The organism is Alicyclobacillus sp. ALC3, assembly GCF_028751195.1.
Taxonomy (GTDB): domain Bacteria; phylum Bacillota; class Bacilli; order Alicyclobacillales; family Alicyclobacillaceae; genus Alicyclobacillus_L.
The window spans coordinates 732263-758176 of record NZ_CP066784.1 but is presented as its reverse complement, the minus strand read 5'-3'; the positions used below and the strand labels follow the sequence as shown (position 1 = coordinate 758176).

The window sequence follows — 25914 nt, the reverse complement described above, 5'->3', positions numbered from 1 at the left end:
GTGGACGAGCAGTTGTGGGTCGTGTGGTTCAAAGGTGATGACGGCTGGCATGCAACTGGACCGTGGACACGATCCTTAGCGCAGGCCGTATATGACGGCATGATGGACGACGGAGTTTCGGCGCGCATTACACCGCGCCACACCGTGACAAACGCGGACATCACGGAGTGAGGTGAGGACGATGAAACGGACCCTGACAGGCATTGCGGCGGCGTCGATGGTGCTAGCGGCTGCCGCGCAAGTGATGGAACCACCAAAGGCACGCAAGGTTCAGCCGCGGCAATGGACTTGTCGCAAATGCGGGAGCAAGTTTCACCCGCAAATGAGCCCGACGCTGTGTGACGACTGCATTCGCAGGCGCGACGCCAAGCAAGTGAGCACCCCCATCCCTTGGAGCAGTCGGCAAATGGTCATCGACGGGCTGTGCGACGGAGACCTGGCACTCGTGGATGCAGATGTGTACCCGGGTGTGCCGGGGCTTGAGCCACCGAGACGGTGCTGGACGATTGGGGACTTGTACGTGGAGGGGGACGACATCGAGCACTGCGACGTATGCGGTCGACCGCTTGACCAGATGCGCGGCGAGGACTTCTTCGTCGAAGATGCAGACGGCAGCCATGTATACTGCGAGGCGCACTGGCCGGATAGGGGTGAGACGGCGTGATGCATATCTGGCCGTACCTATATGCGATACAAGAAAGTCTAGACGATGTAATGCCAGCCATTCGGGCGGCTCAGGAACTTGAAAATTGTCCGCCGTTCCGTAAGTGCAAGTCCCGCAAGTGGCAACGGCGACGGAACAAGCAGTTCTACAGGATTCTCGACGGCCTGAAGCCTGGCGGTGATGCGGCGTAATGGATGCGACAACCGTGATTGCCCAGCTTCGCGAACACCTCCAAGTCGCGCTGGAGCACTGGGAAATGTACGAGGAGCAGTGGGTGGACGTGGAACGAGAAGCGTTCGATGCGGCGTCTGTCGTGCTTGGGTCGAGTCAGATGCTCGAACGGGCTGGCATCGCCGTGGTGGACAAGGCGAGGTTGGGGGCTCTTGAGTGGCTGTACCGCTCGGAGAAGAACAGCAAATTCTCGCAGATTCAGCACGCGCTCCTTGCGCTGAAGGAACTGGAGGCGATGACCGATGGGCAAGCGACTGTCAGCGACACCGCGGAATAGCGCAAGCCAAGCGAACCGTGGCATGGCGCTCGAGGAACTGCTCAACCGCGCAAACGAGCAGTACATGGCGCGAGGCGTGGCCGTCATTCACAAACGTCCGGTGCCAGTGAAGATTCTGCGCACGCAGGGAACTCGGATAATCTCCGGGTTCCTCGAGGCCAAGTCAACCGTCGACTACAGTGGCGTCTACCGCGGCCACGCACTGGAGTTTGAGGCGAAGGCGACGCGCGAAAAGACGCGCTTCCCGCTCGACAACATTCACTCGCACCAGGTGGAACACCTACGCAGTTGCATGGCGGCCGGCGCAATCTGCTTTGTCATTCTGGAATTCAGCCAGCTTCACGAGATCTATTACGCGCCGGCGAAGATGGTCATTGACGCATGGGACGCAGGTGCAAGTGGTGGGCGTAAGTCGATACCGTACGAGGACGTGCAAGTGATGTGCTACAAGCTGCAGAGTGGGCGCGGCGTGGTGTTGGACTATTTGGCGACAGTGGACGAGCTGTTGCGGCAGACGGAGGTGGTTGTGGGATGAGAGAGATCAAGTTTCGTGGCATGGGCATCACATACGGCGAGTGGCATTACGGCTACGTGAGCGTGGTTACGGAACCACGAAGAACCGTCGAGGCGGGCACGTACATCTCAAATAGCGCCGGGGCACCGTTTGCGTTCCAAGTTCGTCCTGAGACCATTGGTGAATACACCGGACTGCGAGACAAGAACGGCGTGGAGATTTACGAGGGTGACATTGTTCGTGTCGTCGTCATGGCAACGAGCGCCATTGAGCCTTACACGGCAGTTATTGAGTGGCGAGGCGCAGGATGGGAAGCACGTGACATTTCAAAGCCGGACACAAGTTTCGTTGTTGGCCTGCCGATTATCTTCGATCCGCTCACTAGCATCACAACGGACATCGAAGTCATCGGCGACATCTACGCCACACCGGAGCTGTTGGCGGTGGTGGAATGAGCGCATTAGACCCGGCTATGGACCGCGCAAACCGTGCCGACCGAAGCGCTGAGCGCACGATGGTGAACAGTCGCCGGTCTCTCTATCTCGCAGGCGAGGACATGGACCTGGTGTGGAGTGTGGCCGATGTCCGCAAGTTTGACGCCGCATGGCGTGACGATGTGCCTCTCGCGGAGATTGCCGAGGTGCTCGGGCGCGACGCTGACGAGGTGGCAATCCTCGCGATTGACCGTGCAAGACGTGGCCGCATCCAACCACGCGCGGGTGGCGTATTCGGGAAGGCTGTGAGGCTATGTTAGTCGGCAACATCACGCACAACCGCGCAACACCAGTACCGCGCAGTAAGCAGAGGAAAGAGCCGACACCACCGGTGCACACGTATCAGATGCCGCCGGAGGAGCTGGAGAAGTACCGCGCGATGCCGACACCGAAGCGGGAGCAGAGGTTTGCGGGAGATGAGAAGTATCGGGGTTAAGTAGAAAAATGCCCCGCGCAAGCGGGGCAAAGAAGACGGTATTGCTGTCAAATATTGTACCACGAATAGGGGAGTGTGATACATGTTGGCAGCAACCCGGAAAATCGAGATAGAGATATACGCTGACCTCGGATTACCTCGGGTAGACCGCACAGCAACCCGGCGCGCAGTCCGGGCGTACTTCGGCGTGTATCGCCAAAAGCGACTACGGCTGAGCATGGACATCGTGCCGCACGCCGAGCCATCAAAGGCGCGCCGTGGCTACGAGGACGCGATGGACCCGGACGATATCCACGTGAGTCGCGTCTACTCTTCTGCCCCGCGTGGTGGGTCAACCGTCGTCCGTCCCGAGGCCGACGGCACATGGCGTGTCGTGACTGAGCAAGACCGACGAGACCGCGCGTTTTGCGAGGACGTCGAGCGAAGAGTTGACCACCTGCCTGCATATCAGCGCGATATCATCACGCATCAATACATGACGCCTGACACGCCCGGCAGCAGGGATGGACGCAGGCCGAGTGACATAGCGACGCATCGACACCTAAGGGACAGCGGCTGGTACGTCGGCGAGACCTACTATCAAGAGGAGAAAGCCAAGGCTGTACTGACACTGGCCGAGGCGTTTCGGATCGTGCAATTTGAAACCTGCTGAAAACGCGGGTTTTTGACGATAAATCAGCGACATTCTCACGAGGGATTGGGCGGAAAATCGGCAGTACAATGGGCACAAGGACAAATATGTCCGCAATCGAGGGAACTCGGAAGAACTTCATTGACCCAGGCTGCAGAGGCGCTCGCGAAAGCGGGCGTTTTTGCGTTGATATGACAACAGAAAGGGTGGTCGAGAATGGCGGTGCGTTCAAAATTCTTTGTTGCGGGCGTTGCTGATTGTGAATACGACGGCAAGCCAGCGAAACAAGTTACCTTGTACGGTGTATTCACGAGCGAAGATGGGCGCGAAGGAAATGCCACAGAGGAAAATCACATTTTCGGCAAATGGACGCCAGGCGCTGGAATCAACATGACAATAGTGAATCCGGATGCATTCAATCAATTCGAGTTGCACAAAGAATTCTTCGTCGACTTTACGCCTGCAGAGTAAACCGCATGCCAGGCCGCGCGCCCGACCCGCGTGACCTAACTATACATTGAGCGCGGATCGGCGTGGTTCGCGCTCATCCTTAGGTGAGGGTGACGAGATGGCTGAGACTCTACCGTGCCAGAATGGCGTCCAATGCGACTGGCTGTCCAAACGCGCCGGAACCACTTGCTCGTGCATGTTCGGCAACTGCGTGCTGGCGGCGACGAAGACCGGCTATGTGGACACAGTGACAAAGCGCGTGATTCGCACACGACGCATCTGACGTAGCAACGGGAGCTGCCTAAGGGCATCGCGAGTAAACCGGGCTCGCGCTCCCGTTGGTGTGCCAGGCATCGTGCACACGCCAACCCCTTTCCCACTGCGGCGTCATGCTCACGTGTGGCGCCAAACTTTTTAGGCATGGAATGATTTCTAGCGGAGGTGACAGCGAGATGAGCGGGAAGCTCACGCCTAAACAGCAGGCTTTCGTGCGCGAGTATCTCGTTGACCTCAATGCCACCCAAGCTGCAATCCGAGCTGGTTACAGTCAGAGGAACGCAGACAAGATTGCGTCACAATTGCTAGGCAAAACTAGAGTTTCGGACGCTATATCGGCGGCCATGCACAAGCGCGAGCAGCGTACCGAAATCACGCAGGACATGGTGCTGAATCAACTGGCGAAGATAGCGTTCGCCGACATCAAAAACACGGTCGAGTGGGATGACCGGAATATCCGCATTCGTCCGAGTGATGAGGTAGACGGAACGATTGTCCAGTCTATCACGCAGACGGAGATCAAAGGCATCGTCAGCAAGGAAGTTAAGCTCAACGACCGCATGCGCGCACTTGAACTGCTCGGCAGACACCTCGGCATGTTCGGGAAGGATAACGTCAATCTGAACGCAGATGTGCTTGTGCGGTTCGTAGACGATGTCCCCAATGAATGACGTGAGGCTGAGCGACAAGATTCTTCCGGCATTCCGCAACGCATGGCACGCGGTAAAACACGCCGAGCATCTATACTACGTATTCAAAGGCGGACGTAACTCGTCGAAGTCCACGCACATCAGCATCATGATAGTTGTGGACATGATGAAAAACCCCATCAATGCGCTCTGTCTTCGCAAGGTCGGCCAGACGTTGCAGGAATCGGTCTACGAGCAGTTGTTGTGGGCAATTGACTATTTAGGCGTGCGACATCTATGGAAGGTCAACAAGAGCCCACTCAAACTCACCTACCTACCGCGCGGCAACTATATCTTGTTTCGGGGTGCTGATGACCCGGCAAAGATCAAATCCATTAAGACAAGCCGCTACCCGATTGCAATCATGTGGGTCGAAGAACTGGCTGAGTTCTTGACGGAGGAAGACATCTCGACCATTGTCAACTCGGTGGTTCGCGCCGAATTGCCGGGTGACTTGCGATACAAAATCTTTTTCAGTTACAATCCGCCCAAGCGTAAGCAGAGTTGGGTGAACAAAAAATTTGAGAGCCACTTCGTCCCGGACAACACATACATTCACCATTCCACATATCACGAGAACCCGCACACATCTGAGGCGTTCAAACAAGAAGCTGCACATGTTCAAAAGAAAAACCCTATGCGCTATGAATGGGAGTTTGAAGGTAAGCCTATTGGCAGTGGCATTATCCCTTTCACAAACCTGACGTTCCGTGACATTTCAGACGATGAGATCGCCACATTCGATAACATCCGACAGGGCGTCGACTGGGGATATGGTGCGGACCCTTTCGCCTTCGTGCGATGGCATTATGACAAGACACGTCGACGCCTCTACGCGATGGATGAAATCTATGGTGTGAAGCTGTCCAACCGCGCGGTGGCTGACATCTTGAAAGAGCGAGGCTACGCGGCACTTATGAGCACAGCCGACAGCGCGGAGCCAAAGTCAATCGACGAGATGAAAGACCTTGGCGTGAAAATGAAGGGCGCGAAGAAAGGTCAAGGGTCTGTCGAGTACGGCGAGAAGTGGCTCGATGACTTGGACGAGATCATCATTGACCCTCACCGAACACCGAACACCGCCAAGGAGTTCGAGGACATCGACTACCAGACGGACCGCGACGGCAACTTGAAAAACCGACTAGAGGACGCCGCGAATCATGCAATCGACGCCACGCGATATGCGTGCGAAGACGATATGAACAACGCAGCGCCTGGCGCCTGGGTCGATTGGCTGACCGCGCAGGCGGAAGAGTTGGGAGAGGACGAAAGGGGTGGGGGACATGGAGATGCCGATTGACCGCAGTCAGTACACCGCGCTCCAAAGGCTAACGATCATGATCGGTGGTCAATCGCTTGAGTTCGCGAGGCAATTGGGTTGCACCAACGAGGACGTCCTTGAGGCGCTGAAGGCCAACGTCGAACGCATGCAGAACCAACGGCCGGAGAGTGCGGCGACACCCCACTAATGCCCGAAAGGAGCGACGAGTGTGAACGTCAAGCTGAATCTGAATGACGTGGTGTACGTCAAACTCACACGAACCGGCGAGGAAATTCTGCGGTCGGAATGCGGCGACTCGTCTGCCGCAACAGAACCGGACGCGGACGGGGTGAGTAAATTCCAACTCCATGAGTTGTTTACCATCTTTGGGCCACACATGTATGTCGGCATGTCGAGCGTGCCGTTCAAGTCCAATTCCATCATTTTGACTGGGGACTCTGTCCTTCATTTGTTTGATGTCGATGCGTAACGGCGTAGAAGAAAGGAGCGATGCCGATGGGCGTCACTGACTGGCTCACGAAAGCACGCGACACCATCACGGGCACTCGCTCTATGGCCACACAAGCCAGACTCATCAACGAGAAGCCTGCAGCCCCGTCTCAGGTTCCTGCCGAGGTCCAGACCGCGATGGATCAGCAGGGGATGACCGCAGGCGGCACCATGTCGCCAGGCGCGCCAATCAGCCCCTACAACGAGGTCGGTACCGCGCCACTCGTGCGGCCGTTCCAAGTCGGGCAGAACATCTTCGCAGTGCCGCGTGAAATGGACGGCGTCGGGTTTGATGCACTGAAGGGCATCACGCGCAACTGGGACATCGCGACGCTCTGCATCCAAGTACGGCAGGACGAGATCCGTAACCTCGATTGGGACATTGTCGTCGACGAAGACATGGTCGAGAACGCCGACCTCTACAAGTCCGAAATCAAAGCCGCGAAGGACTTCTTCACTCATCCTGCCGAGGGGATGGACCTAGACGACCTCGTCATGATGTCGTCCGACGACTGGCTGCGCTACGACGCGATGTGCTTGTTTCGGCATCGCACGCGCAACGGCAAACTCGGCGAGCTGGAGGTCATCGACGGGACAACACTCTCGCCGCTCATCGACGGACGTGGTGCCATCCCGAGAGGTGATGCACCTGCATACGTGCAGTGGGCGTGGGGTCTGCCGTGGGTGTGGCTGAAGCAACGCGACGTGATCTACAAGCCGCATCACCCGAGGCCTTCTACGCGCTATGGATTGCCACCGGCCGAGTGGCTTTTGCTCACTGGCAACACAGACGTGCGCCTGCAGTGGTACTTTCTACGCTACTTCACCGAGGGCGAAGTACCAGAGGCCTTTATCAACGCGCCGCCGGATGTGTCGGACCCGAAGCAGGTACAGGCTCTCCAGGATGCCTACGAGGCTGTCATGAGTGGCAAGCGCGGCGGTCACCACAAGGTCAAGTGGATTCCGCCAGGCGCAAAGGTGACGACCGTCAACAAGGCAAACTTTGACGTCAACTTTGCGGCTCACCTCATCGCCAAAGGGTGTGCAGGGTTCAAGGTCCAGCCGGCACAGATTGGTTTCACGGAAAAAGTCAACAAGTCCAGTGGCGAGACGCAACGGGAGGTCACCTACCAACGCTCGATCATCCCAAGCGTGCAGTACTACCAGAGCATCTTCAACAAGATTCTGCGCGAAGACTTCAACATGCCGTATGCGCGGTTTAAGTACCTCAACATCGAGGAAGAGGAAGACCAACTCAAGCTCGCGCAGACACGGCAAATCTACATCGCGTCGGCTGTGCTGTCGCCGGATGAGGTCCGGCAGGAACTTGGCTACGACGTCGACGTCGATGCACCTGTCGGACGCTTTGTCAGCGACCGGACAGGCCTTATTTTTGTGGACGCAGCGAGTCAGGAAGCAGCGCGCAAACAAGGCAATCTCGCCGACGAGTACAACCTCGGCATCAACGGGTACCCGGAGGGCGACGGGAAGTTGCTTGACCCGCGCTCGGCAGTTGTTGCACCAGCCATCAAGCCTGCGCCACCGAAGCCGAACATCGCCCCCACGAAGCCAGGTAGCGACCCGCAAGGAACATCTGCCGAACCTGCTGATACACAAAACAAGGCTGTCGAAGATGAGCTGCGCAAGTGGCGTCAAGCGGCGCTCAAACGTGCAAAGGATGGGCGGTTGCAGAAAGCGTGGCAACCCGAGCACATCGACCCATACTTGCACAAGGCACTCTCGATGCAGTTGTCAGGCACCAAGACAGCAGAGGATGTGCGCGGCGTGTTCGACACGTTGCTCGGGGGTGAGGCCTCAAATTTTACGAAGCGGGAAGCTAGAAGCATTAGCGGCGGCGTGAAGGTTTCCCGCAACAAAAAGAAGTTACAGGCCACGCAAGAACAGTTGAAGATTGCTGTCGAGGTTGTTCTCGCACGGGAAGGCAAGCAGGTTGCCGAACAAGTTGCAGCCGAGTTATTGCAGATGGCTGGGAACCAAGGCGCGAGCGGCGCGAATGGTGCCGCGGTACCGACTGCGGCAGGAGTCGGCGCAGGAACGGCGGAAAGTGCATCCTCTTCGACCGCGTCGGGTGCATCAAGCGCTGGTGTAGGTTCTGCGGCGGTCACCGGTGCGCTTGCGGCGGATGGCGTCCCCATTCCGACAGGCTTAAGCGTTGAGGCGCTCGTCAGCGGCCTACCGATGTCCATCATCGAGGCTGACATCGGGCACGCGGTGCAAGAGTCGCTAAAGGCTATCTTCGAGCAAGCGGCCACCGAGGGCGTCCAATCGCTCGGCGTGAGTCTGGCGTGGGACTACGTCAACCCGCTCGCCATCAAGTACGCCGAAGACCGCGCGGCTGAACTCGTCGGCAAGAAACGGTTGCCGGACGGAGTGCTCGTCGACAACGGCAGTTGGTCCATCCCCGAGACGACGCGCAATATGATCCGCGAGCACGTTGTGGCGGCTGTCAAAGACGGTCAGACCATCGCTGAGTTGCAGCAGGGCATCCAGGAGCACTACGCATTTTCGTCCGCGCGTGCCGAAACGATTGCTCGTACCGAAACGGGTACCGCGTACAATCGCGGCGGCGTGGGTGGGTGGCGCGCCGTAGGCGTGATGCACGTCGAGGTATTCGACGGCGACTACGACGGCGCGTGTGCGGCGGCGAACGGTTCCATCTGGACGTTGGCGCATGCAGAGGCAGACCCCTTGCAACACCCGCGGTGCGTACGTTCGTTCGCTCCGATTCCCCCCGACGAAGACACTCTCGCACCGGGGGCCGAGTTGCCGAACCCGAATCCACCACCCGCGACGCACGCGGACTAGGAAGGAGTGAGTTCATGCCGGACAACAAAGTCAACATGTACGCACCGTTCAGCAAGGTCGAGGCGACCAGCGACGGAGGCCGTGAGGTCTGGGGCTTCGCCTCTCTCGAAGTCAAAGACAAGACGGGTGAAATCGCCGACTTTGAGCGCACGGTGCAAGCGTTCGACAAGTGGTCCTCAGAAATTGAGAAGGCCACGCAAGGGAAGTCCAAGGGCAACATCCGTTACATGCACGGCTCTGATGCGGTGGGCAAGATGCTCGACTGGAAGCCGGGTGAGAAGAAACTCGAGGATGGGACGACAGCGAAGGGCGTTTACATCGGCGTTAAGGTGCCGTCCTACGAGACCCGAACCATCGGTCAGATTGACGATGGCATCCTGACCGGCTTCAGCATCGGCGGGAACTACGCCGACCGGTGGTATGACGAGACCGCCAAGGCCTTCCGCTACGCGCCGGAGTTGGCAGAGACATCCCTCGTCGACAATCCTGCGGTACCGGGGGCTAACTTCGACCTGGTGCGCATGCAGAAAGGTGTGGTGGAGGTGAATCCAGACTTGCTCAAAGCAACGGAGGACGAACGCGAGAAGCTACACGCCGAGGCCGAGGAACGCGCGAAGAAGTATGGCATCGCGGTGCGGGAAGGCGGCCATCTGACGCCGCCCGAAGGCAAACCGACCGACGCAGCTGAGTACGGCGACCCGACGAACTACGCATACCCGATTGATGAGGCGCACATCAAGGCCGCTGTCGGCTACTTCAACCATCCCGAAATGCGCGAGAAGGGCGGCTACACGGAAGACGAGTGGGCAATCATCGGCAAGCGCATCGCCGAGGCTGCAAACAAGCTCATCGGCGAAGGTCACGAGTTCAAGGACGGCAAGATTGACACGTCAGAAGAGCGCAAGGATGCCGAGAAAGCCGCCTTCGGTAACCTGCAAAAACGCGCAGGGACTGGCACCGGAGGTGAACTCAGCCACAGCGACATCCGGAGTCTTCTCAACGCAGCAGTCAACGACGGGAACCCCTTCAACAGCGACCTGTGGGTGTGTGACGTCTTCGATGACTACTGCATCGTCGAGGACTGGATGAACAACAAAAACTGGAAAGTGCCGTACACCATCAAAGACGGTGAAGCCGAACTCGGCAAGCCGGAAGAAGTGGTGCAGGTGTGGCAACCTGCCTCAACATCGAAGGGAGCTGAGAAGTCCGTGCAAACCCCGCTAACTAAGACAGTCGACCCGAACGACAAGGTGGTTGACGAGAAGATCCGCGAGTTGGAAGCTGCCATCGAAGCTGTGAAGCGCGCTCAGGCCGAGGACGAGAAGAAGAGCGGCAAGAGTCCGGAAGATGGCACCGTGGACGAGAAGATCGCCGCTGCTGAAAAGGTGCTCGCCGAACTTAAGGCCGCACAGAAGAAAGACGACGAAGAGGAAGGCAAGCAGGATGCAGAGAAGGCGCATCAAGCGCACGGTTTGCTCAAGTCCATCACGGACCGTCTCGCCAAACGCGGCGTCGCTGTGTCTGCCGAGCGTGCCAAGCACCTGCGTCACGCCATGGACCACATCCACGCGGCTCTGGGTGAGGACGACAAGGTCGAGGACAAAGAGCACATGGGCATGAAAGACGACAACAACGGGGTCGACGTGGACAAATTCGCCGCGGCCGTCCTCGCGAAGTTTGAAGGGTCGTCCGTGCTCCAGAAGTCTGCGCCGGACGTTGCAAGTGTGCTGGCCCAAGCGTTGGAGAGCGCTGGGTTGGCAAAGGCTGCTGCTGTAGCAGAGATGGCCGAGCAGTTGACCAAGGCAGCGGAGCGGATTGCCGAGCTGGAGGGTCAAGTGAAGGCGATTGGCGAACAGCCACAGTCAGGCGGACCGTTTATGGGCGCCTACCCCGGACTTGGCGGCGCAATGCCGTGGCAAGGAGATGTTGAGAAGTCCGTCCTCCAGAACGTGTTGAACAAAACGTCGGACCCAGTGCTGAAAGACCAACTAGGCCGTCACTTGGCGACCGAAGTGCTTGAGCAACGACTGGCGAGTGGTCGGCGCCCCACTGCATAAGGAACACACATCCCGAGCATACCGAGGCATCCTGAAAAGGATGCTTTTTTGTGCCGAAAATGAGGTGAAAAGTTGACTCAGTTCATGCAAACAGCCCAGGCGCAGAGCGACCTGGAGAAGATTACGCAGCAGACCATGGACTTGTTCAAGGACGCGACAACCACTGGCTGGACTACCGCCGACGGTCTAACCGGATTCGGCCTCGAGGACGTGGCGAAACTCATCTACCCGCTCGTGACGCCGTTCCTCAACTCCATCCCACGCGACAAAGCTGGACAAGGTTCGGCAGCCGCTCGCTGGAAGGCAATCACCGGCTTCGGATACCAGAAGCAGCGCCCGACGCAGTCGTTTGGCTACGCTGGCAGTCTCGTGCAGACGGTCGAGCAAGACTTTGTGGCGCCGTATGCCGTTTTGACGCTTGGTGATTCCGTGCAGCGTGACGCTCAGACATTAGCGCGCGGGTTTGACAACTTGCGGGCCAAGTCCGGTATCAAGACCTTGTACGAGTTGAAGACAGGCGAAGACGTGATCGCCATCGGTGGTCAGACGTTCGCGCTCCAATCCTTGTCTGCGCCCACCGCCACGTACTCGAGTAGCGGCGGCTCCATCACCAACACCACGGCTTCTGCGGTCACGTGGAAGTTTGTCGTCGCGGCGCGTACCACAGAAGGCTACCACTACGGCGGCCCAAACTCGGCGCAAGGGAACATGGAGACCGCTGCAAGTGCAGATGTGACGGTCAGCGTGCCAGCAGGCGCGACCACCGGCTCTGTCGACCTGACGGTACCGTTCGTCGCTGGTGCTGCCATCTACGACTGGTACACGGACAACGGTGCTGGTGGGTCTTTGTATTACACCGGCGTCTCCACGACCACCAACACGGCGACCGTCACGGCGGCTGCCCCCGACACCAACCCTGTCGCACCAACGGCTGACGCTTCGGCTGACGCACAGGCCTTCAACGGATATATCGCGTCATTGGTTGGTGACTACACGAGCGGTGGTCAGGTCACGCGTGGAACGGGTACCCGCGCAAGCGGTGCATCCGTCACGAGTCTCGACGGCAAGACGATGACGGGTAACAACGGGTCGATTCAGGAGATTGACAATGTCCTCCTGTATCTCGCACAGAACTTCCAGGTCAGCCCGACGCGATTGATCGTCAACCCGCAAGAGGCGTTCAACATGACCGACAAAATGTTCAATACAGGCGGGTTCCGCGTGATGCTGCAGGCTGGTCAGAAGCAAGACGCACTCACCGGTGGCACGTACATTGAGCGGTACATCAACAAGGCGTGGCAGGGTCAGATGCTGCCGATTGTCGTTGACCCGCATTTGCCTCCCGGTACCATCATGGGCGTGACCGACGTGTTGCCGTACCCCGACAGCACCATTTCATCGGTGCTGAAAATCGAGACGCAGGAAGAGTACAGCCAGATTGAGTACGCCATGAGCCGTCAATCGGGCGCGAACGGCGGTCCTCGGTATGACTACGAAGTTCGTAGCATCGAGGTCATGAAGAACTACTTCCCGGCTGGTGGGTTCCTGATTCAGAACGTCGCAAACGGCTGATTGTAAGGGGACAGACAGGGGCGTCTTCGGGCGCTCCTGATTTTATTTTGTGGAGGCTGATCACGTGGCAAGACGTTATTTCAACGCAGGACTTGCACAGAGTCCAGAAACGAAAGCTCACATGACCGTGATGGAAGGCGCGAAGCCTGTTCACCTGCCGATCGTGAATGGCGTCGTCAGCATCCCGGACAACTTAGCGCCAAAGGTGACGATGGGTCCCGCGTGGGTGCCGTACACTGGGCAAGTTCCGGTCGGCGATGGCGATTTGCAACCAGTCGAAAGCGTGGACGCGATTTACGGCGCCGCGAAGAAAAAGTGAGGTGACGCAACATGCCTGCCGCATACACGGACGCAGCTGCTGTAGCGGCGGCTTTGCGTCTCGCGCCGGACACAACGCTTGCATCCGAAGTCGGAGTGGGCGCAACCTCCCTAGCGCTTACATCTGACCAAGTTGCAGGCGCGTCCGGGCTCTACGTTGGACAGTACCTCGCGCTGGACCAGTACAATCTGGCTGTGCGTGAAGTGGTGCAGATTACTGGAGCCATCACCGGCACAGGACCGTACACGGTGCCGGTGACCGCGACAACGCAGGCGCACGTCGCAGACGCACCCGTGAAGGAAGTCTCAGCCCTCCAGGACGTCGTGGGTGCAGGGTCGAGACTTTGGGACGACGCGACGTATACCGCTGCGGGCGCATTCGGCCAGCAGACGATCACCGAGACCGTGCGCGGCATAGCCACAACGGACGGCTGCATTCTCGTGCAAGTCACAGGACGCAACGTGACCGGCGTGTCGGCCATCTCTTGGCAATATGCGCCGGGCGGTCAATCGTTCATGCTCGACCCAACAGTCTGCACGTTTGACGACTACCAGGTGTACGCATCGTGGTCGTCCAACTCAAACAGCACATCGACGGCTATGCCAGAACCGTGGCAGAAGCACCTCGTCGTGACCATCACCTATACATCCGGCTATAACCCGTTGCCGTCCGACATCGTGCGTGCTTCGACCGTGCTTGCCGCGCGCCTCTACAAAGAAGGCGACAGCGGGTTCAGTGACGTGCTCGCGAACACCGACATGGGATTGCTTCAGTACAAGAAAGGCATCCCTGGTGACATCGACATCATGGCGCGGCGCTGGCGGAGGTGGACTTAGTGTCCGACTTCGAGATTAAGGTCGAGATTCCGGAAGGGTTGCTTCATGCAAGCGAAATTTTAGACAACAAGCTGAAGAATGCCGTCACGAACGCGACGCTGGCGATGGAACGAGAAGTAAAAACACAGGCTCCCTACGGCGTGACCGGACACCTGAAACAGGCGATTACGAGCAACGTGGAACCACTGACAAGTGAGATCAGAGGCATTATCGGTGTCCCACGAAAACCGGGCATCTTCGTGGAAGAAGGAACGCGTCCACATACGCCGCCGCGAGCGCCTGTGTTTAGGTGGGCGGAGAAAAAAGGACTGAACAAGTGGGCGGTTTGGACAAACATTCGCAAGAAAGGCACAAAAGCCAACCCGTTCATCAAGCGTTCATTCCTCATCCAAGAGCAACCGGCGCGCAGGCGCATTGAACAAGCTGTGGCGGACGCCGTAAAGGAGATGGGGCGCTGATGGGACTCGATGCCGTGATCGGCGGCGCAAACTCCGTCCTGAAGACGCTCCTAACCGGTGGCGGCCTGGCGCGCGTGCATGAGGACGCATCTGAGGCTATCCAACAAGTCCCGGCGACGATGATCGTGCCGCACAAAGGCACGCTGGAATGGCCGCGTAAACCGAACCAGCGCATGACGACGCATGACTTGACACTGACACTCGTCGTGAGCCGTGGTGGCGACCTTGCGAGCGCAGACAAGGCACTCAAGCCGTGGGTGGACAAGATTGTGGCACTCTTCGACCAGAATATCACGCTTGGTGGTACCACATTCAACGCAGGCGTGGTCGATTACGACTACGGCCACGTCGAGTACGCGGGTACCTTGTATCTCGGCATCACATTTACGCTGCGGGCGGTCGAAATCGCCACAGTGAACTATCACGGATAGGAGGCGGTCTCGTGCAGGTCAAGTACACAGGAGCGAGTCCTGTCGTGTTGCCGACCCTCGGCAAAAGCGCCGAACCAGGCGACGTGATCGAGGTGCCGGACGACTTCGAGCACCCGCAGTTTGCAGCAGTCAAAACGCAAAAGAAGAAGGGAGGCGACGACGTAGATGCCGCTACAGAGTAGTTTAGTCCACCTGGGTCTCGCCAAAGAGACCGTGCAAGGCACGCCAGTTTCGCCAACCGTTTGGGTACCAGTGGAGAACAACATCAAGAACGAGGACGTCATCCACTTTATTGACGACAAGTCGCTGATGGGCGCTCCAGTTGCTACGATCGGCCAGTATGCAGGCCCGGCATCCTCAACCGTCGATTGGGACGCCAACTTTTACCCAGAGGCACTCGGCCACGCGATTATGGGACTCCTTGGCGCAGACGCGGTGAGCGGCACAGCGACTCCGTACACCCACGTTCTGACGCTGTCAGAAGCACAGCCGCCGTCTTACACACTGTCTGTCTACAACGGCTACAACGAGCGCCAGTACCCAGGCAGCATGATTGACGAGTTAGCGCTGAAGTACGCCACAGACGGTGCACTGGTGGCGACTACCAAGTGGGTCGGCTTCCCGTCCGTCTCGGGTACAACATCCACGCCAGTGTTGCCGACTGACAACCCGCTTCTTGGTTGGCAAGCGTCGCTTCAAATCGCAACCGTCGCAAACACGCGATTGATCGGATTTGACTGGACGGGCAAGCGTGCCACGAAGCCGGTGAATACCTCAGGCGGAACGCAGGCCCCGACGTTTGTCTATGCCGGACCACTGGACGTAACCGGGAAACTGACGTTCGCGATCGACAACGAAACGGAACTGGACTACCTGCTCAATAACACACAACCGGCTGTCGTCCTGACGCTCCAAGCTCCCAACAGCGGCCCGAGCCTTGCCATTCAGATGAGCAAGTGTGCGTTTACAAAGCAAGCCACGTCCTACAGCAAAGAGTGGGTGGAGGTCGACTACGACATAGTTTCTGTAGCGAACTCCAGCGATGCCGGGACTGGCGGCCCGATAAGTCCCGTGAAATTCACCCTGATCAATTCACAGTCGACGGCTTACTAAGACGCATAGCTCGCCTCTCTGCGATGTGAAGTCGCATATGAGCAGATTGGGACGGCAATACCATAAGGTTTTCGGGTCTGTTGTCGTCCTTTATGCCATTGATGTGGTGAACAACTTCGCCACGCCGAAGAAATCTCCCTAAAGATTCTTCGGCGACTAGTATGTGTTCGCTAACGTGGCCGGATTTCGAGGCGCGCGGGTGCCAATGAGCGACGATTCTAATGTACCCTTCGCCGGTCCGCGAGCGAGAACCAGGAGACCATTTGGGTGACAATGGCCCTGTTCGTAGTCGGTAACCAGCAGCCGTGCAGTCATACGAGCAAAACTTGCTAATCGGAACGGCATATCGCTTCACAGTGTACGGTCGTCCACAACTTTGGCAAAACAGTGTCACGCGTGTATTTCGAGCGGCGCCAGCGCACTCCCGAGAGCAGAACCGTCGGTTGCCACGTCGTGCGGTATCGAAAAACTCAGTGCCGCACTGCTGGCACGTTCGACGGTAGTGATCTTGGGTGTGGTAGAAACCTATTTCGCGAAGTGCCTTTCTCGCGTTGGGCAAAGAGTGTGGAGCAGAGCATGCGGTCGAACAGTACTTCTGTTGGATCGATGGCTTTGATACGCGGAATGTTTTGCCGCAGTTCGCACATATGCGCATGAATGCCTCTTCAGGTGACTTTTCGCGGACGGCCAGGATTCCACGTCGTCTAGCTTCACCAACGCATTTCATGCCGCAATACCGAGCTTCTTTACGGTAAGTCTCAAACGTCTCTTGGCATATCTCGCACGTTTTGAGCAAGCTAATCACCTCATGACGTATTCAACTACTACTATATCAATTATATCGCATAGGAGGCAAACCATGGGTAAGTGGAAGGTTGAAGCAACGAAACGCGTGTACCTGCCGGAAGAGCTCGCGGAGGACATGTACATCGTCACCCCGCACCCGAAATTGATGCCGTTTGAAACGATGAAGCAGTTGGCGGCGCTCAAACCAAGTGAGAGTGCAGACGGCGATACAGACGGTAACCTGGATGCGGCGCAAGCGCTCGCTACATCGATGATCGTGGAGTGGAACCTGACGGACCCGAAGAGCGACGATGGCGCCATCCTGCCGCTGCCGTCCGTGGACTCTAGCGTGTGGCAAAAGATTCCCGGCCAAATCGTGCTAGAAGCCGTCTACAAGGCGTTCGGTGAAGCGATGGAAGCAACGGAACCGGACCCAAACTCCTCAGCCGGGTCGGCCAATACCTAAGAGGCCGTCCCATACGCGGGGATATTTTGCTGTACCAAGAGTCGCAAGTGTGCCAACGGTGGGGATGCACGCCACGCGAATTGGACGTCATCCCTGCTTGGCGTGTGCGGCTGGAAATCGAGTTTATGCGCATCGAGCGCGAAGCTGAGGCGGCAAGGAGGTCGTAACCGATGGCGGATTCAAGGCTTCAGATCATCATCTCGGCTGTGGCTGGGAAGGCGCAAGAGGTGCTCACTGCCATCGGGGATCGTGTCTCCGTCATGGGCGACGAGTTTACGATTGCGAGCGACCAGGCCAAGCGCGCCATGCAACAGGTGGGGCGTTCTGTTGAAGAAACCAAGGTACAGGTCGACGAACTCGCAGCCAAGCACCCAACGGTAGATGCTAAGTTCGACGATGTGCGGGCGCTGGAAGAGTTGAAATTTTTCAAGGATCAGATGGATTCCATCCGTAACGTGACCGCAGAAATTAAACTGCGAGACTACAAGGCGCGCGCGGAACTTGATCGGATCAAGGTGCAGATGGAAGACTTGCGCCGCATTGTAGTGTCGATTGACCTTAACGATGATAGTGCCCTCTACAAAGTGGAGGACATGCAAGCACACGCATTGGCGTTGGAACAACAATTGCGCAGCCTGATGATGCGTGTGAACGATGAGGATGCACTGCGCAAGATATACGAAGTGCGTACAGCCCTTGTGGAACTCCACGGCGACGACTCGTTCAAGATTCACGCTAACAACAAGGAAGCGCTGATGGCGATCGCACAGGTCAAAGCGGCGGAAGATGCGCTCAAGACAGCGCCAAAAGCATCGTGGTTGAGTCGTTTGTTCGGCGGAGGGAAAAGGGCGAAGAAGAATGACCCAACCGGGTTTGGTCAGCTCATCACAGCACTCCAGGGCGACTTAACCGACCCAACAAAAGCCAGAGAAGCGGAAGTAGCATGGGCTGGCGCGAGCGGTGCGCTCTACAAGATGGTCGGCGACGCCAAACATGTCGCACTCTCCACAGGCGAAGCCAAGGATGCAATGGAGCAGTTCCAGGCGCGCGCGGACGAACTAGGCAAGAAACTGGCTTCGTTTGACCTATCGTCACCGGGTGCAACGGCTGCGGCGATGAAACTGCAGGCGGAGGCACTCGCACTGCGCAAGGACTTGGCGCGTATCCCGACGAGTCTCGAGACTGAAGAAGCACAAGCACAAATCGCGGCCTTGCGGGGAGAGGCGAAGTCGCTCGAAGGTGAGTTGAACGGCGGAGGCGCAGCAGGCGCAGGGGCTAATGCGGCGAAGGCAGGTGGCGGCATGGGCGTCCTAGCCGCCGTTGGTCTTGGCGCACTCCCCACGATCGCTCCCCTTGGCGCGGCGGCAGGCAACGCTATCATGGGTCTCGCATCCGCATTCACGGCTGCAGGTGCTGGCGTCGTAGGGTTCGGCGCTGTCGCGATGGGCAACCTTAAGGCGGTGTTTACTGCGGCCACGGCGCTCCATACCGCACAGGCAGCCTACGCCACGGCAAATACCGCGTCAGGACGCACATCAGCCCTCCAGCAAGAGGCACAGGCCATGTACGGCCTTGACGGGGCACAGGTGAAGGCTGTGCAGACGCTGACAAACTTCGAAAACCAGTGGCGCAGCTTTGCTCACTCGTTCCAGACGCCTGTGTTCACGGTGTTCGAACTCGCTCTCCAAGGCGTCGAAACGCTGATGACGGACATGCACCCTGTCATCGCGGCAGCAGGGCAGGCGTTTACGGTGCTCTTCACGCAGATGGACAAGGGGCTCAAGTCGGGGGACAACAAGCAATTCTTTCAGTGGCTTGCATCCACTGCCGGCCCGGCTATCATCGCGTTTGGGCATAGCGCAGGGAACGTCATGCGCGGCTTCGCAAACCTGATGATGGCGTTTAGCCCGTCTGCAAAATCAATGGAGAACGGCCTTGTCAGCATGACCCACAAGTTCTACAAGTGGACAGATGCGCTCGCTGGCACGAAAGGGTTCAAGGAATTCCTGACGTATGCGGCCACAAGTGGGAAAGCAGCCATGGGCGCAATCGGAGGACTCGCGAAGATTATCGGCGAACTCCTAGTCGCGGTGGCTCCGGTCGGGTTGCAGATGTTGAAGCTCGTGAAGAATCTAGCAAACGTTCTCAGTACGGCGTTGCGCACGAATCCGGCGTTGCGGGTGTTGGTCGGTGCCGTAGTTCTCGCGGCTGCAGGTGTCCTCAAACTCGCGAATTGGCTGCTCACACTCAACCCGCGTATCACGCAGTGGGCAACCGGCATCGGCGCTGTGGTAGGGGCGTTCTTCGCGCTTAATGCGGCGTCCGGTATTCTGCGGCCACTTCTCATGTTTCTGCGCATTCTACCAAAAGAACAGAAGGCGTGGACGCTCGCGACAGGTCTTTCAACGCTGGCTCAGAAGATATGGAACTCCAGCCTTGTGCTCACATACCGCATCCAGGCTCTGTATGGACTTGAGCTTCTCAAGAACACCGCCCGCTTGGTAGGACAAAAGATCGCAACTGTCGCAGTGTCGGTTGCTACCAGGGCGTGGGCAGTCGCACAAGGCATTGTGAATGCCGTCATGGACGCGAACCCGATTGCGCTGATTATCATCGGCATCGCGGCACTAATCGCCGTCATCGTTCTCGTTGTCAAGCACTGGCAGGCTGTAGTGACGTGGCTCAAACAGGCGTGGCACTGGTTCACCCACCTCGGCCTTGGTGTCAAAATCCTCATCACCATCTTTGCGCCGTTCCTGGTGTTGGCAGGCTTAGTCATCTCGCACTGGCGACCGATCGAGAAGTTCTTCGTCAATATGTGGAACCGTATCACACAGGGCTTTAAGGCATTCATGGGCATCTTCCGGCTGAATTGGAGCCAACTCGGCATGGACATCGGGAATGAAATGCAGAAGTGGATCAGGCAGGGCCTCACGTGGGGTGAGAACCTCATTCACATGCTGGCGCAAGGCATCCTGAACGGTCTGCACTGGGTGACGCACGCCGCATCTGCGGTCATTGGACAAGTCAAGGCGTTCCTCGGTTTTGGCTCGCCAACCGAGAAGGGGCCGGGCGCAACGTCCGACATGTGGGCACCGAACTTTATGAAGATGTACACGCAAGGGTTCTTGGCTGGCATCCCCCAGATGCAAGGGGCAGCCATGAGAGTAGCGCAGACGCTTGAAAAGACACTTAATCCCGGCGTCCTCGGCACCGCAGCCGCATCCCCCGCAGCCATGGGCCAAACGGCAGCCACCACCTTCGCGCAGGACGCGGCGCAACAGGGTGCGTCCTCCGGGCCGCTCACTATTCACACCGAAGTCCACTTCCACGGTGCGAACCTCAGCGACCCGAAACAGGTGGAGAAGTTTGCGCAACAGGTGGCCTTCTACAACCAACAGAAACTGCGCGCGGCCGGGGTGACACGCTGATGCTTCTATCCTCGCAAAGCATTCTTGGCTACGGAGCAGAGTCTTCGTGGGGGGAGGGTGCGCCTGCTTCCCTGTGGCTCCCGGTCACGTCACTTACCGCGACCGATGAAGTTAAATACCAGTCTATCAGCAACACCACCTCTATCACGTCCACGCTCCTAAACACGCCCATCTACTCAGGCGGGAAAGTCACCTGCGCACACTTCGCGACCGTGCCGACGGTGCTCGATGAACTGCGCGCGATGTTCGGTACCGAGTCTGTGAATGGGAACGTACACACGTTCGGCATGGCCGATGTGCCTACGTCGTACAGCCTAACGGAGTTTGACGGCAACACGGCTCGGCTCTACACGGGCGGCAGACTCCAACAGTGGACACTCAACTGGGATGTGAACGGCGGTCTCACGTGCCAGTCACAGTGGTGGAGCAAGATGAGCCAGACGACGTCCTGGTCGGGCGCGAGCGTGCCGATTGAACCGACACCCGCGGCTTATGACGGTGCCATATCGGTCGGTGGCGTGAGAGTTGCAGGCGTGGAAACGGGCACATGGAAGTTCACACGTGTGATGAAGCTGCTCCACTCCGACAACATCCAAGACGTGATTGGCATCCAACCGGGCCCGGTGGTGGTGGAGTGTACGCTCAACCTCGCCATCGAGGATGAGGGGCTGTGGACGGACATGCAAAACGGCACGTCGGACAGCATCACCACGACCTTTGACTGGCTATCCATCACGATGTATAGCGGCAGTTGGGAACAAGTCGCGATGGACAGAAGTGGCGCACTGCTCAAGCAAACAGCGAAACTGCGCGGCTTCTACGATGCAGCCAGTGAGGCCGTGGTTTCGGCGACGGTCACGGAGTAGGAGGTGAACAGTTGACAGTCTACGGATTCACCTACAATGGCACGCATTCGTCCACCTACGGTGTCTATGCCACAAGCACCGTGACAGGCATCTTGCCGCCAGTGAACAGTGTCTCGCTGAATGTGCCAAAGCGTCCGGGTCTATGGTACACGCGCACCGACCTTGGCCCACGTTGGATTCAAGTCCACGTGTCTGTGACGGCGACCTCGAATATGGACTTGCGCACACAGATCCGCAACATTGCCGCGTGGCTCAGTCCCGCGAGTGGCCTCCAGTCGTTGTCGTTTGACAATGAGCCAAACCTGACCTACTACGCTGTGCCGGACGAAGGCATGGGTGGGGGCGCTGGCACACAGTCCACGGACATCACGCAGATGGTGACGCTCGGCAACGGCAAAGTCATCTTCATGTGCGCCGACCCCTTCGCGTATGACACACAGCAGTCCGCGACCTTCGCGTCCGACAGCGCGAGTCCGGATGTGACTGGCACCTATCAGACCTACCCGGTCATCAGTCTGACACTCACGGCAGCTGCCACGTCACTCAAGGTCACTCACGCATCGAGTGGCAAGTTCATGCTGCTCAACTCCTCATTTGCATCAGGGGATACAGTCACGATCGACTGCACGCGCGGGCTTGTGTCCATCAATGGTTCGCCTGCGATGACGGCACTTGACATCACGTCGCAGTTCTTCGCTCTGCAACCAGGCGCAAACACACTGAACATCACGCCAACAGGCGTCACGTCCGGCTCACTCAACTGGACGCCACGCTGGCTATAACCAACCCTTTGGAGGCGATCACATTGGCAACAGGACAAGGCAATCTCACGACGTACGGCGCAAACGCGCTGCTCAACGCGACGGTCACAATTGGGGGCGGCACATTCTACGTAGCGTTGTTTACTGCCGACCCAACGACAGCAGGCGACACCACAAACGAATTGTCCGGCGGCGGCTATGCGCGGCAGCCGGTGACGTTCCCGACTGCCTCGACTGGTTCGGTGTCCAACCCGAGTGACATCACCTTTGCACCGTGGACAGGCGCGACTACGACAGAGACTTTTATTGGCCTGATGGATGCGGCGACAGGCGGTAACATGATTGCGCGCGTGTTGTCTAGCCCGTCTGAAACGCTCACGAGCGGCGCGAACGACGAAATAATCATCAAGTCGGGTACGCTGGTCTTTTCGCTCGTGCAGTACAACGGTTAAAACTCCCGCAATGACATAACGGGGCGGGAGGTGATTTTTAGTGTCAGCTAGTCTATCTGTGACCAATGTCACAAGCGACAGCGCCACGCTGTCCGTGTCGGGTGCTTCCTCCGGGGCCAGTATCGTATTTTACTGGGGTACCAGCAATGGAGGAACTTACCCGCCAGCTTGGGCGAATAAGTCATCCGTCACGGCTGATGCGAATGGCTTTGCTTCTGTGGACCTAACCGGATTGGCGTCCTCCACCAATTATTACTCCAACGCACAGGCTGGAGGGGCGTGGGTTGTTGCGGAGGCGCCGTTCACGACGCTTGCCCCGACCACCCCAATCGACGTGAGCGGTACATTCGTCGGCATTGGCTCACTCTCAGCTCCGACGATCGTCGAGGAGACAACCACGTCAGGCGGGTTCGTCGGCGTTGGATCTCTCTCAGCCGCACCAATGGAGGCCGAAGAAACAGCCGGCGCCTTCACTGGCGTGGGCAACCTCGCAGCATCCGTCACATTGCAGTCGCCGTACATCGCTGGCGCATTTGTGGGTGTCGGGTCGCTCAGCGCATCGGAAGAACTGATTGAGCCAGCCGCAGGCGGGTTTCTTGGCGTTGGTTCTCTGTCCGCGACGTCAGATGAAGGAGAATCGACCAGCGGATCATTCGTTGGCATCGGTACGCTGTCCGCGCCCGTTGGCGTTGTGGAAAGCCCCACGGCTGCATTTGTAGGCGTTGGCAGTTTGTCTGCACAAGTGACCGCAAAAGTCGAATCCCCTCCGCCTACCCTCTACGTCTTCTCAGCAGCAGAATCGCTCGAATGCGTGCTCATCCCACAGGACGGCGCGACCCCAACCGGCACGCCGGTGTGTCCGTTTTACAACGCGATCCACACGGTGCAGATATTCAACGCCACAAACGCCGCACAAGGACAGGTGCAGAATCAACTTGTGTTCGACGTGCCTGCCAACCATCCCGACGCGGCGTACGTCGTCAAAGGCGCATGGATAGCGTTTCTCGGGCAAGCAGGTCAATACGAGTTGTTTGAGGTGACGCTCACCGACGAATACGACACGTCAAGCGGCGAGTACAAAACGGCGACCTGTACGCAGGCTGGGCAAGCGGAACTGATTGATGAGTTCATCTCGTCGCTCACACTCTCGTCCGTTACACCATCTACAGCGCTCACAGATGTGTTGAGCGGTACGCGCTGGAGTCCAGGCAACGTCAGCGTGACGGCTACCTCGCAATCCCTGACGCTCACGCAAACGAATGTCCTTGCGGCACTGACTCAGCTTGTGACGACTTGGGGCGGCGAGTTGTCCTTCCGCATCACCATCAGCGGAAACAGCATCACGGGCAGATACGTGGACTGGGTGCAACAAGTGGGCTCAGTGACAGGCAAGCGCTACGAGTTCGGCAAAGACATCAAGTCTGTCCAGCGCACGGTCGATACCACCAACCTCTTCACAGCGGTATATGGCTTCGGGGCGACCAACAACACGACGAATGTGCCACTCACCTTTGCGTCCGTCACCTGGACGACACCGCCCAATCCGGCCAACAAGCCGAGCGGCCAAACGTATGTGAGTGACCCGAACGCACTAGCTTTGTACGGACGCGCAGGCGCCACGCGCAATCGCTACACGTCCTACACCGACTCGAACCAGACGGACGCGGCAACGCTCTTACAAGAGGCGTGGGACTACCTGCAGACCGTCAACACGCCCACCGTGACGTATCAGATGAGCGTGGCGGACTTATCCCAAATCTCTGGCTACGCGCACGAACGGGTCTTACTCGGTGACACCGTCAACGTGATTGACTTAGGCATCCAACCACCGTTGCAGGAACAAATGCGCGTGATTGAGTTGGCGCGAGACCTCGTTAACCCGCTCAACACGCAAGTCACGCTTGGCACCTTCCGGCCGACGACCGTCACGACGGCGAGCAATGCGCTCACGGCTCTGCAAAACGCATCGGCTGCTGCAGCTCAAGCTGCGCAAGCCACAACGGCCGCTACGAGTGCAACCACGACGGCCACGTCCGCTCTGTCGTCTGCGACCACAGCCATCACCACAGCTAACCAGGCGAGCGCCACAGCAAGCACCGCGCTGCAACCGGGTAGCCCGCTCGACACAGCGTATCTAAGTGGTGTCATATCTGCAGACCAGAACGCGCTTCAGTCCGCTGGCGGGTATGTGACGGTGGATTCAAACGGGATCACGATCATGAACGCGTCCACGCTGGTCAATGCCACGCAGGCGTTGAAACTAGCGGGCGGTATCTTTGGCATCAGCAACACGAAGGACGCGAACGGGAACTTCGTCTATACCACGTTCGGTACCGGCGCAGGGTTCGACGCAAGCCTAATGAACGCCGGGACATTGGACGCGGCCGTGGTCAACGTGACTAATCTCGACGCGGCCAACATCACGACGGGCGATCTGAACCTTGGTGGCCCGAACAATATGAACTTGGCGCTCTGGAACTTGACCGCCATCGGGTCCGGATACGCCATCCTCGTTGCCAATCAGCAAGGCGTCTACATGTCAAACAATACGGACGCCACTACGTTCACCTACGCGACCGCCGGGCAGACCACGACAGCAGGCCACGCCTTGGCTGGCGGCGATGTCGAACTGCTGGGGCGGCTGTGGGTTGGGCTCAACGGCAACGGCTACATCGAGGGTGACACGGCGCTTCACCTGTCCGTCACGACGGTAGGAGATCATTTTCTGATTCGGGAGAGTCCATCGAACGGGGATGCGTCACTCATCCCAACGAGCAACGACGTGAACCTCATCGGTGAGAGTGGCTTCGCATTTCGTGGCATGTACTCCTACGCCTTCAACAACGCATCGTCCGGCGCGTGGAAGGAAGCGGTGCGCACTCACAACGTTGCAGAGTCTATCAAAGTCATCTACGACTTGTCGCTGCAGGACTACGTCATCAAGGGTGAGACGCGCCAGCGGGTTGGCCTCATCGCGGAAGATGCGCCCATTGAGGTGCAGAGCGAGGACGGTCACGGGATCGATCTCTACGCGGTGATCGCGCACCTGGTTGGAGCTGTGCAAGACCTACAAGCCAAAGTCTACAAGCTGGAGGGAGGAAACTAGC

Annotated in this window: 31 protein-coding genes; 30 read left to right on the top strand and 1 reads right to left on the bottom strand. The window is 58.1% G+C overall.

Features of this window, described 5'->3' with window-relative positions:
* The 24 genes from JC200_RS03570 (at position 1) to JC200_RS03455 (ending at position 16045) form a co-directional block, all read left to right on the top strand.
* Positions 1 to 171: a hypothetical protein gene (locus JC200_RS03570; RefSeq protein ID WP_274434816.1), complete on the top strand. Its 171-nt coding sequence runs from the start codon at positions 1 to 3 to the stop codon at positions 169 to 171.
* Positions 172 to 181: 10 nt separating this feature from the next.
* Positions 182 to 664, top strand: coding sequence for a hypothetical protein (locus JC200_RS03565; protein ID WP_274434815.1), 483 nt, complete (start codon positions 182 to 184; stop codon positions 662 to 664).
* On the top strand, positions 661 to 855 hold the full coding sequence (locus tag JC200_RS03560; protein ID WP_274434814.1) for a hypothetical protein: 195 nt from the start codon (positions 661 to 663) through the stop codon (positions 853 to 855). The genes JC200_RS03565 and JC200_RS03560 overlap by 4 nt, the downstream gene beginning before the upstream one ends.
* Positions 855 to 1172, top strand: coding sequence for a hypothetical protein (locus JC200_RS03555; RefSeq protein ID WP_274434813.1), 318 nt, complete (start codon positions 855 to 857; stop codon positions 1170 to 1172). The genes JC200_RS03560 and JC200_RS03555 overlap by 1 nt, the downstream gene beginning before the upstream one ends.
* Entirely contained in the window at positions 1138 to 1707 is a 570-nt protein-coding gene (locus JC200_RS03550) for a Holliday junction resolvase RecU (protein ID WP_274434812.1), read from the top strand. Before JC200_RS03555 ends, JC200_RS03550 begins: the two co-directional genes overlap by 35 nt.
* The gene (locus JC200_RS03545) at positions 1704 to 2141 is read left to right on the top strand and encodes a YopX family protein (protein WP_274434811.1); all 438 of its coding nucleotides are present in this window, start codon (positions 1704 to 1706) and stop codon (positions 2139 to 2141) included. Before JC200_RS03550 ends, JC200_RS03545 begins: the two co-directional genes overlap by 4 nt.
* Positions 2138 to 2440 carry a helix-turn-helix domain-containing protein gene (locus JC200_RS03540; protein WP_274434810.1) on the top strand — a complete coding sequence of 101 codons (303 nt, stop codon included), beginning with the start codon at positions 2138 to 2140 and terminating at the stop codon, positions 2438 to 2440. The genes JC200_RS03545 and JC200_RS03540 overlap by 4 nt, the downstream gene beginning before the upstream one ends.
* A complete protein-coding gene (locus JC200_RS03535) occupies positions 2434 to 2616 on the top strand; it encodes a hypothetical protein (protein ID WP_274434809.1) in 183 nt (60 codons plus the stop codon). Before JC200_RS03540 ends, JC200_RS03535 begins: the two co-directional genes overlap by 7 nt.
* A gap of 82 nt (positions 2617 to 2698) precedes the next feature.
* Positions 2699 to 3268: an ArpU family phage packaging/lysis transcriptional regulator gene (locus tag JC200_RS03530; protein ID WP_274434808.1), complete on the top strand. Its 570-nt coding sequence runs from the start codon at positions 2699 to 2701 to the stop codon at positions 3266 to 3268.
* A 195-nt stretch (positions 3269 to 3463) separates the two neighbouring features.
* Positions 3464 to 3718 carry a hypothetical protein gene (locus JC200_RS03525; RefSeq protein WP_274434807.1) on the top strand — a complete coding sequence of 85 codons (255 nt, stop codon included), beginning with the start codon at positions 3464 to 3466 and terminating at the stop codon, positions 3716 to 3718.
* A 97-nt stretch (positions 3719 to 3815) separates the two neighbouring features.
* Entirely contained in the window at positions 3816 to 3980 is a 165-nt protein-coding gene (locus tag JC200_RS03520) for a hypothetical protein (protein ID WP_274434806.1), read from the top strand.
* A gap of 169 nt (positions 3981 to 4149) precedes the next feature.
* Complete coding sequence (locus tag JC200_RS03515; RefSeq protein ID WP_274434805.1) at positions 4150 to 4644, top strand: terminase small subunit; 495 nt, start codon at positions 4150 to 4152, stop codon at positions 4642 to 4644.
* On the top strand, positions 4637 to 5962 hold the full coding sequence (locus tag JC200_RS03510) for a PBSX family phage terminase large subunit (protein ID WP_274434804.1): 1326 nt from the start codon (positions 4637 to 4639) through the stop codon (positions 5960 to 5962). The genes JC200_RS03515 and JC200_RS03510 overlap by 8 nt, the downstream gene beginning before the upstream one ends.
* The gene (locus JC200_RS03505) at positions 5946 to 6131 is read left to right on the top strand and encodes a hypothetical protein (protein WP_274434803.1); all 186 of its coding nucleotides are present in this window, start codon (positions 5946 to 5948) and stop codon (positions 6129 to 6131) included. The genes JC200_RS03510 and JC200_RS03505 overlap by 17 nt, the downstream gene beginning before the upstream one ends.
* Positions 6132 to 6152: 21 nt before the next feature.
* Entirely contained in the window at positions 6153 to 6413 is a 261-nt protein-coding gene (locus JC200_RS03500; RefSeq protein WP_274434802.1) for a hypothetical protein, read from the top strand.
* Positions 6414 to 6439: 26 nt separating this feature from the next.
* Complete coding sequence (locus tag JC200_RS03495; protein ID WP_274434801.1) at positions 6440 to 9259, top strand: phage portal protein; 2820 nt, start codon at positions 6440 to 6442, stop codon at positions 9257 to 9259.
* Between the two features lie 14 nt (positions 9260 to 9273).
* On the top strand, positions 9274 to 11316 hold the full coding sequence (locus tag JC200_RS03490; protein WP_274434800.1) for a DUF6582 domain-containing protein: 2043 nt from the start codon (positions 9274 to 9276) through the stop codon (positions 11314 to 11316).
* Between the two features lie 72 nt (positions 11317 to 11388).
* Positions 11389 to 12888, top strand: coding sequence for a hypothetical protein (locus JC200_RS03485; RefSeq protein ID WP_274434799.1), 1500 nt, complete (start codon positions 11389 to 11391; stop codon positions 12886 to 12888).
* A 64-nt stretch (positions 12889 to 12952) separates the two neighbouring features.
* Entirely contained in the window at positions 12953 to 13207 is a 255-nt protein-coding gene (locus JC200_RS03480; protein ID WP_274434798.1) for a hypothetical protein, read from the top strand.
* A gap of 11 nt (positions 13208 to 13218) precedes the next feature.
* Positions 13219 to 14043 (top strand): hypothetical protein, encoded by an 825-nt coding sequence (locus JC200_RS03475; protein ID WP_274434797.1) that lies wholly within the window; start codon positions 13219 to 13221, stop codon positions 14041 to 14043.
* Positions 14043 to 14501 carry a hypothetical protein gene (locus tag JC200_RS03470; RefSeq protein WP_274434796.1) on the top strand — a complete coding sequence of 153 codons (459 nt, stop codon included), beginning with the start codon at positions 14043 to 14045 and terminating at the stop codon, positions 14499 to 14501. The genes JC200_RS03475 and JC200_RS03470 overlap by 1 nt, the downstream gene beginning before the upstream one ends.
* On the top strand, positions 14501 to 14932 hold the full coding sequence (locus JC200_RS03465; RefSeq protein ID WP_274434795.1) for a hypothetical protein: 432 nt from the start codon (positions 14501 to 14503) through the stop codon (positions 14930 to 14932). The genes JC200_RS03470 and JC200_RS03465 overlap by 1 nt, the downstream gene beginning before the upstream one ends.
* Positions 14933 to 14943: 11 nt before the next feature.
* Positions 14944 to 15114: a hypothetical protein gene (locus tag JC200_RS03460; protein WP_274434794.1), complete on the top strand. Its 171-nt coding sequence runs from the start codon at positions 14944 to 14946 to the stop codon at positions 15112 to 15114.
* On the top strand, positions 15098 to 16045 hold the full coding sequence (locus JC200_RS03455; RefSeq protein WP_274434793.1) for a phage tail tube protein: 948 nt from the start codon (positions 15098 to 15100) through the stop codon (positions 16043 to 16045). The genes JC200_RS03460 and JC200_RS03455 overlap by 17 nt, the downstream gene beginning before the upstream one ends.
* On the opposite strand, the gene JC200_RS24310 is transcribed toward JC200_RS03455, so the two are convergent.
* Positions 16020 to 16700 carry an HNH endonuclease signature motif containing protein gene (locus tag JC200_RS24310; protein ID WP_443111864.1) on the bottom strand — a complete coding sequence of 227 codons (681 nt, stop codon included), beginning with the start codon at positions 16698 to 16700 and terminating at the stop codon, positions 16020 to 16022. The genes JC200_RS03455 and JC200_RS24310 overlap by 26 nt on opposite strands.
* Positions 16701 to 16904: 204 nt before the next feature.
* On the opposite strand from JC200_RS24310, the gene JC200_RS03450 reads away from it, so the two are divergent.
* The 6 genes from JC200_RS03450 to JC200_RS03425 all read left to right on the top strand — a co-directional run bounded on the left by JC200_RS03450 (position 16905) and on the right by JC200_RS03425 (position 25913).
* Positions 16905 to 17297, top strand: a complete 393-nt coding sequence (locus JC200_RS03450; RefSeq protein WP_274434792.1) for a hypothetical protein — start codon at positions 16905 to 16907, stop codon at positions 17295 to 17297.
* Between the two features lie 170 nt (positions 17298 to 17467).
* Positions 17468 to 20728 carry a hypothetical protein gene (locus tag JC200_RS03445; protein WP_274434791.1) on the top strand — a complete coding sequence of 1087 codons (3261 nt, stop codon included), beginning with the start codon at positions 17468 to 17470 and terminating at the stop codon, positions 20726 to 20728.
* Positions 20728 to 21594, top strand: a complete 867-nt coding sequence (locus tag JC200_RS03440) for a phage tail tube protein (RefSeq protein ID WP_274434790.1) — start codon at positions 20728 to 20730, stop codon at positions 21592 to 21594. Before JC200_RS03445 ends, JC200_RS03440 begins: the two co-directional genes overlap by 1 nt.
* Before the next feature lie 11 nt (positions 21595 to 21605).
* The gene (locus JC200_RS03435) at positions 21606 to 22376 is read left to right on the top strand and encodes a distal tail protein Dit (RefSeq protein WP_274434789.1); all 771 of its coding nucleotides are present in this window, start codon (positions 21606 to 21608) and stop codon (positions 22374 to 22376) included.
* 23 nt (positions 22377 to 22399) lie between these two features.
* The gene (locus tag JC200_RS03430; protein ID WP_274434788.1) at positions 22400 to 22807 is read left to right on the top strand and encodes a phage tail fiber protein; all 408 of its coding nucleotides are present in this window, start codon (positions 22400 to 22402) and stop codon (positions 22805 to 22807) included.
* A gap of 40 nt (positions 22808 to 22847) precedes the next feature.
* Positions 22848 to 25913 carry a phage tail protein gene (locus JC200_RS03425; RefSeq protein ID WP_274434787.1) on the top strand — a complete coding sequence of 1022 codons (3066 nt, stop codon included), beginning with the start codon at positions 22848 to 22850 and terminating at the stop codon, positions 25911 to 25913.
* The last annotated feature ends 1 nt before the right edge of the window (position 25914 follow it).

Bases quoted from the DNA above. Each gene is read 5' to 3' on its own strand.
- JC200_RS03565 (WP_274434815.1), top strand. From the start codon at position 182: ATGAAACGGACCCTGACAGGCATTGCGGCGGCGTCGATGGTGCTAGCG.
- JC200_RS03450 (WP_274434792.1), top strand. From the start codon at position 16,905: ATGGGTAAGTGGAAGGTTGAAGCAACGAAACGCGTGTACCTGCCGGAA.
- JC200_RS03475 (WP_274434797.1), top strand. From the start codon at position 13,219: ATGCCTGCCGCATACACGGACGCAGCTGCTGTAGCGGCGGCTTTGCGT.
- JC200_RS03515 (WP_274434805.1), top strand. From the start codon at position 4,150: ATGAGCGGGAAGCTCACGCCTAAACAGCAGGCTTTCGTGCGCGAGTAT.
- JC200_RS03455 (WP_274434793.1), top strand. From the start codon at position 15,098: ATGCCGCTACAGAGTAGTTTAGTCCACCTGGGTCTCGCCAAAGAGACC.
- JC200_RS03530 (WP_274434808.1), top strand. From the start codon at position 2,699: ATGTTGGCAGCAACCCGGAAAATCGAGATAGAGATATACGCTGACCTC.
- JC200_RS03440 (WP_274434790.1), top strand. From the start codon at position 20,728: ATGCTTCTATCCTCGCAAAGCATTCTTGGCTACGGAGCAGAGTCTTCG.
- JC200_RS03540 (WP_274434810.1), top strand. From the start codon at position 2,138: ATGAGCGCATTAGACCCGGCTATGGACCGCGCAAACCGTGCCGACCGA.
- JC200_RS03495 (WP_274434801.1), top strand. From the start codon at position 6,440: ATGGGCGTCACTGACTGGCTCACGAAAGCACGCGACACCATCACGGGC.
- JC200_RS03520 (WP_274434806.1), top strand. From the start codon at position 3,816: ATGGCTGAGACTCTACCGTGCCAGAATGGCGTCCAATGCGACTGGCTG.
- JC200_RS03550 (WP_274434812.1), top strand. From the start codon at position 1,138: ATGGGCAAGCGACTGTCAGCGACACCGCGGAATAGCGCAAGCCAAGCG.
- JC200_RS03535 (WP_274434809.1), top strand. From the start codon at position 2,434: ATGTTAGTCGGCAACATCACGCACAACCGCGCAACACCAGTACCGCGC.
- JC200_RS03525 (WP_274434807.1), top strand. From the start codon at position 3,464: ATGGCGGTGCGTTCAAAATTCTTTGTTGCGGGCGTTGCTGATTGTGAA.
- JC200_RS24310 (WP_443111864.1), bottom strand. From the start codon at position 16,700: ATGCGCATATGTGCGAACTGCGGCAAAACATTCCGCGTATCAAAGCCA.
- JC200_RS03510 (WP_274434804.1), top strand. From the start codon at position 4,637: ATGAATGACGTGAGGCTGAGCGACAAGATTCTTCCGGCATTCCGCAAC.
- JC200_RS03555 (WP_274434813.1), top strand. From the start codon at position 855: ATGGATGCGACAACCGTGATTGCCCAGCTTCGCGAACACCTCCAAGTC.
- JC200_RS03465 (WP_274434795.1), top strand. From the start codon at position 14,501: ATGGGACTCGATGCCGTGATCGGCGGCGCAAACTCCGTCCTGAAGACG.
- JC200_RS03505 (WP_274434803.1), top strand. From the start codon at position 5,946: ATGGAGATGCCGATTGACCGCAGTCAGTACACCGCGCTCCAAAGGCTA.
- JC200_RS03490 (WP_274434800.1), top strand. From the start codon at position 9,274: ATGCCGGACAACAAAGTCAACATGTACGCACCGTTCAGCAAGGTCGAG.
- JC200_RS03545 (WP_274434811.1), top strand. From the start codon at position 1,704: ATGAGAGAGATCAAGTTTCGTGGCATGGGCATCACATACGGCGAGTGG.
- JC200_RS03445 (WP_274434791.1), top strand. From the start codon at position 17,468: ATGGCGGATTCAAGGCTTCAGATCATCATCTCGGCTGTGGCTGGGAAG.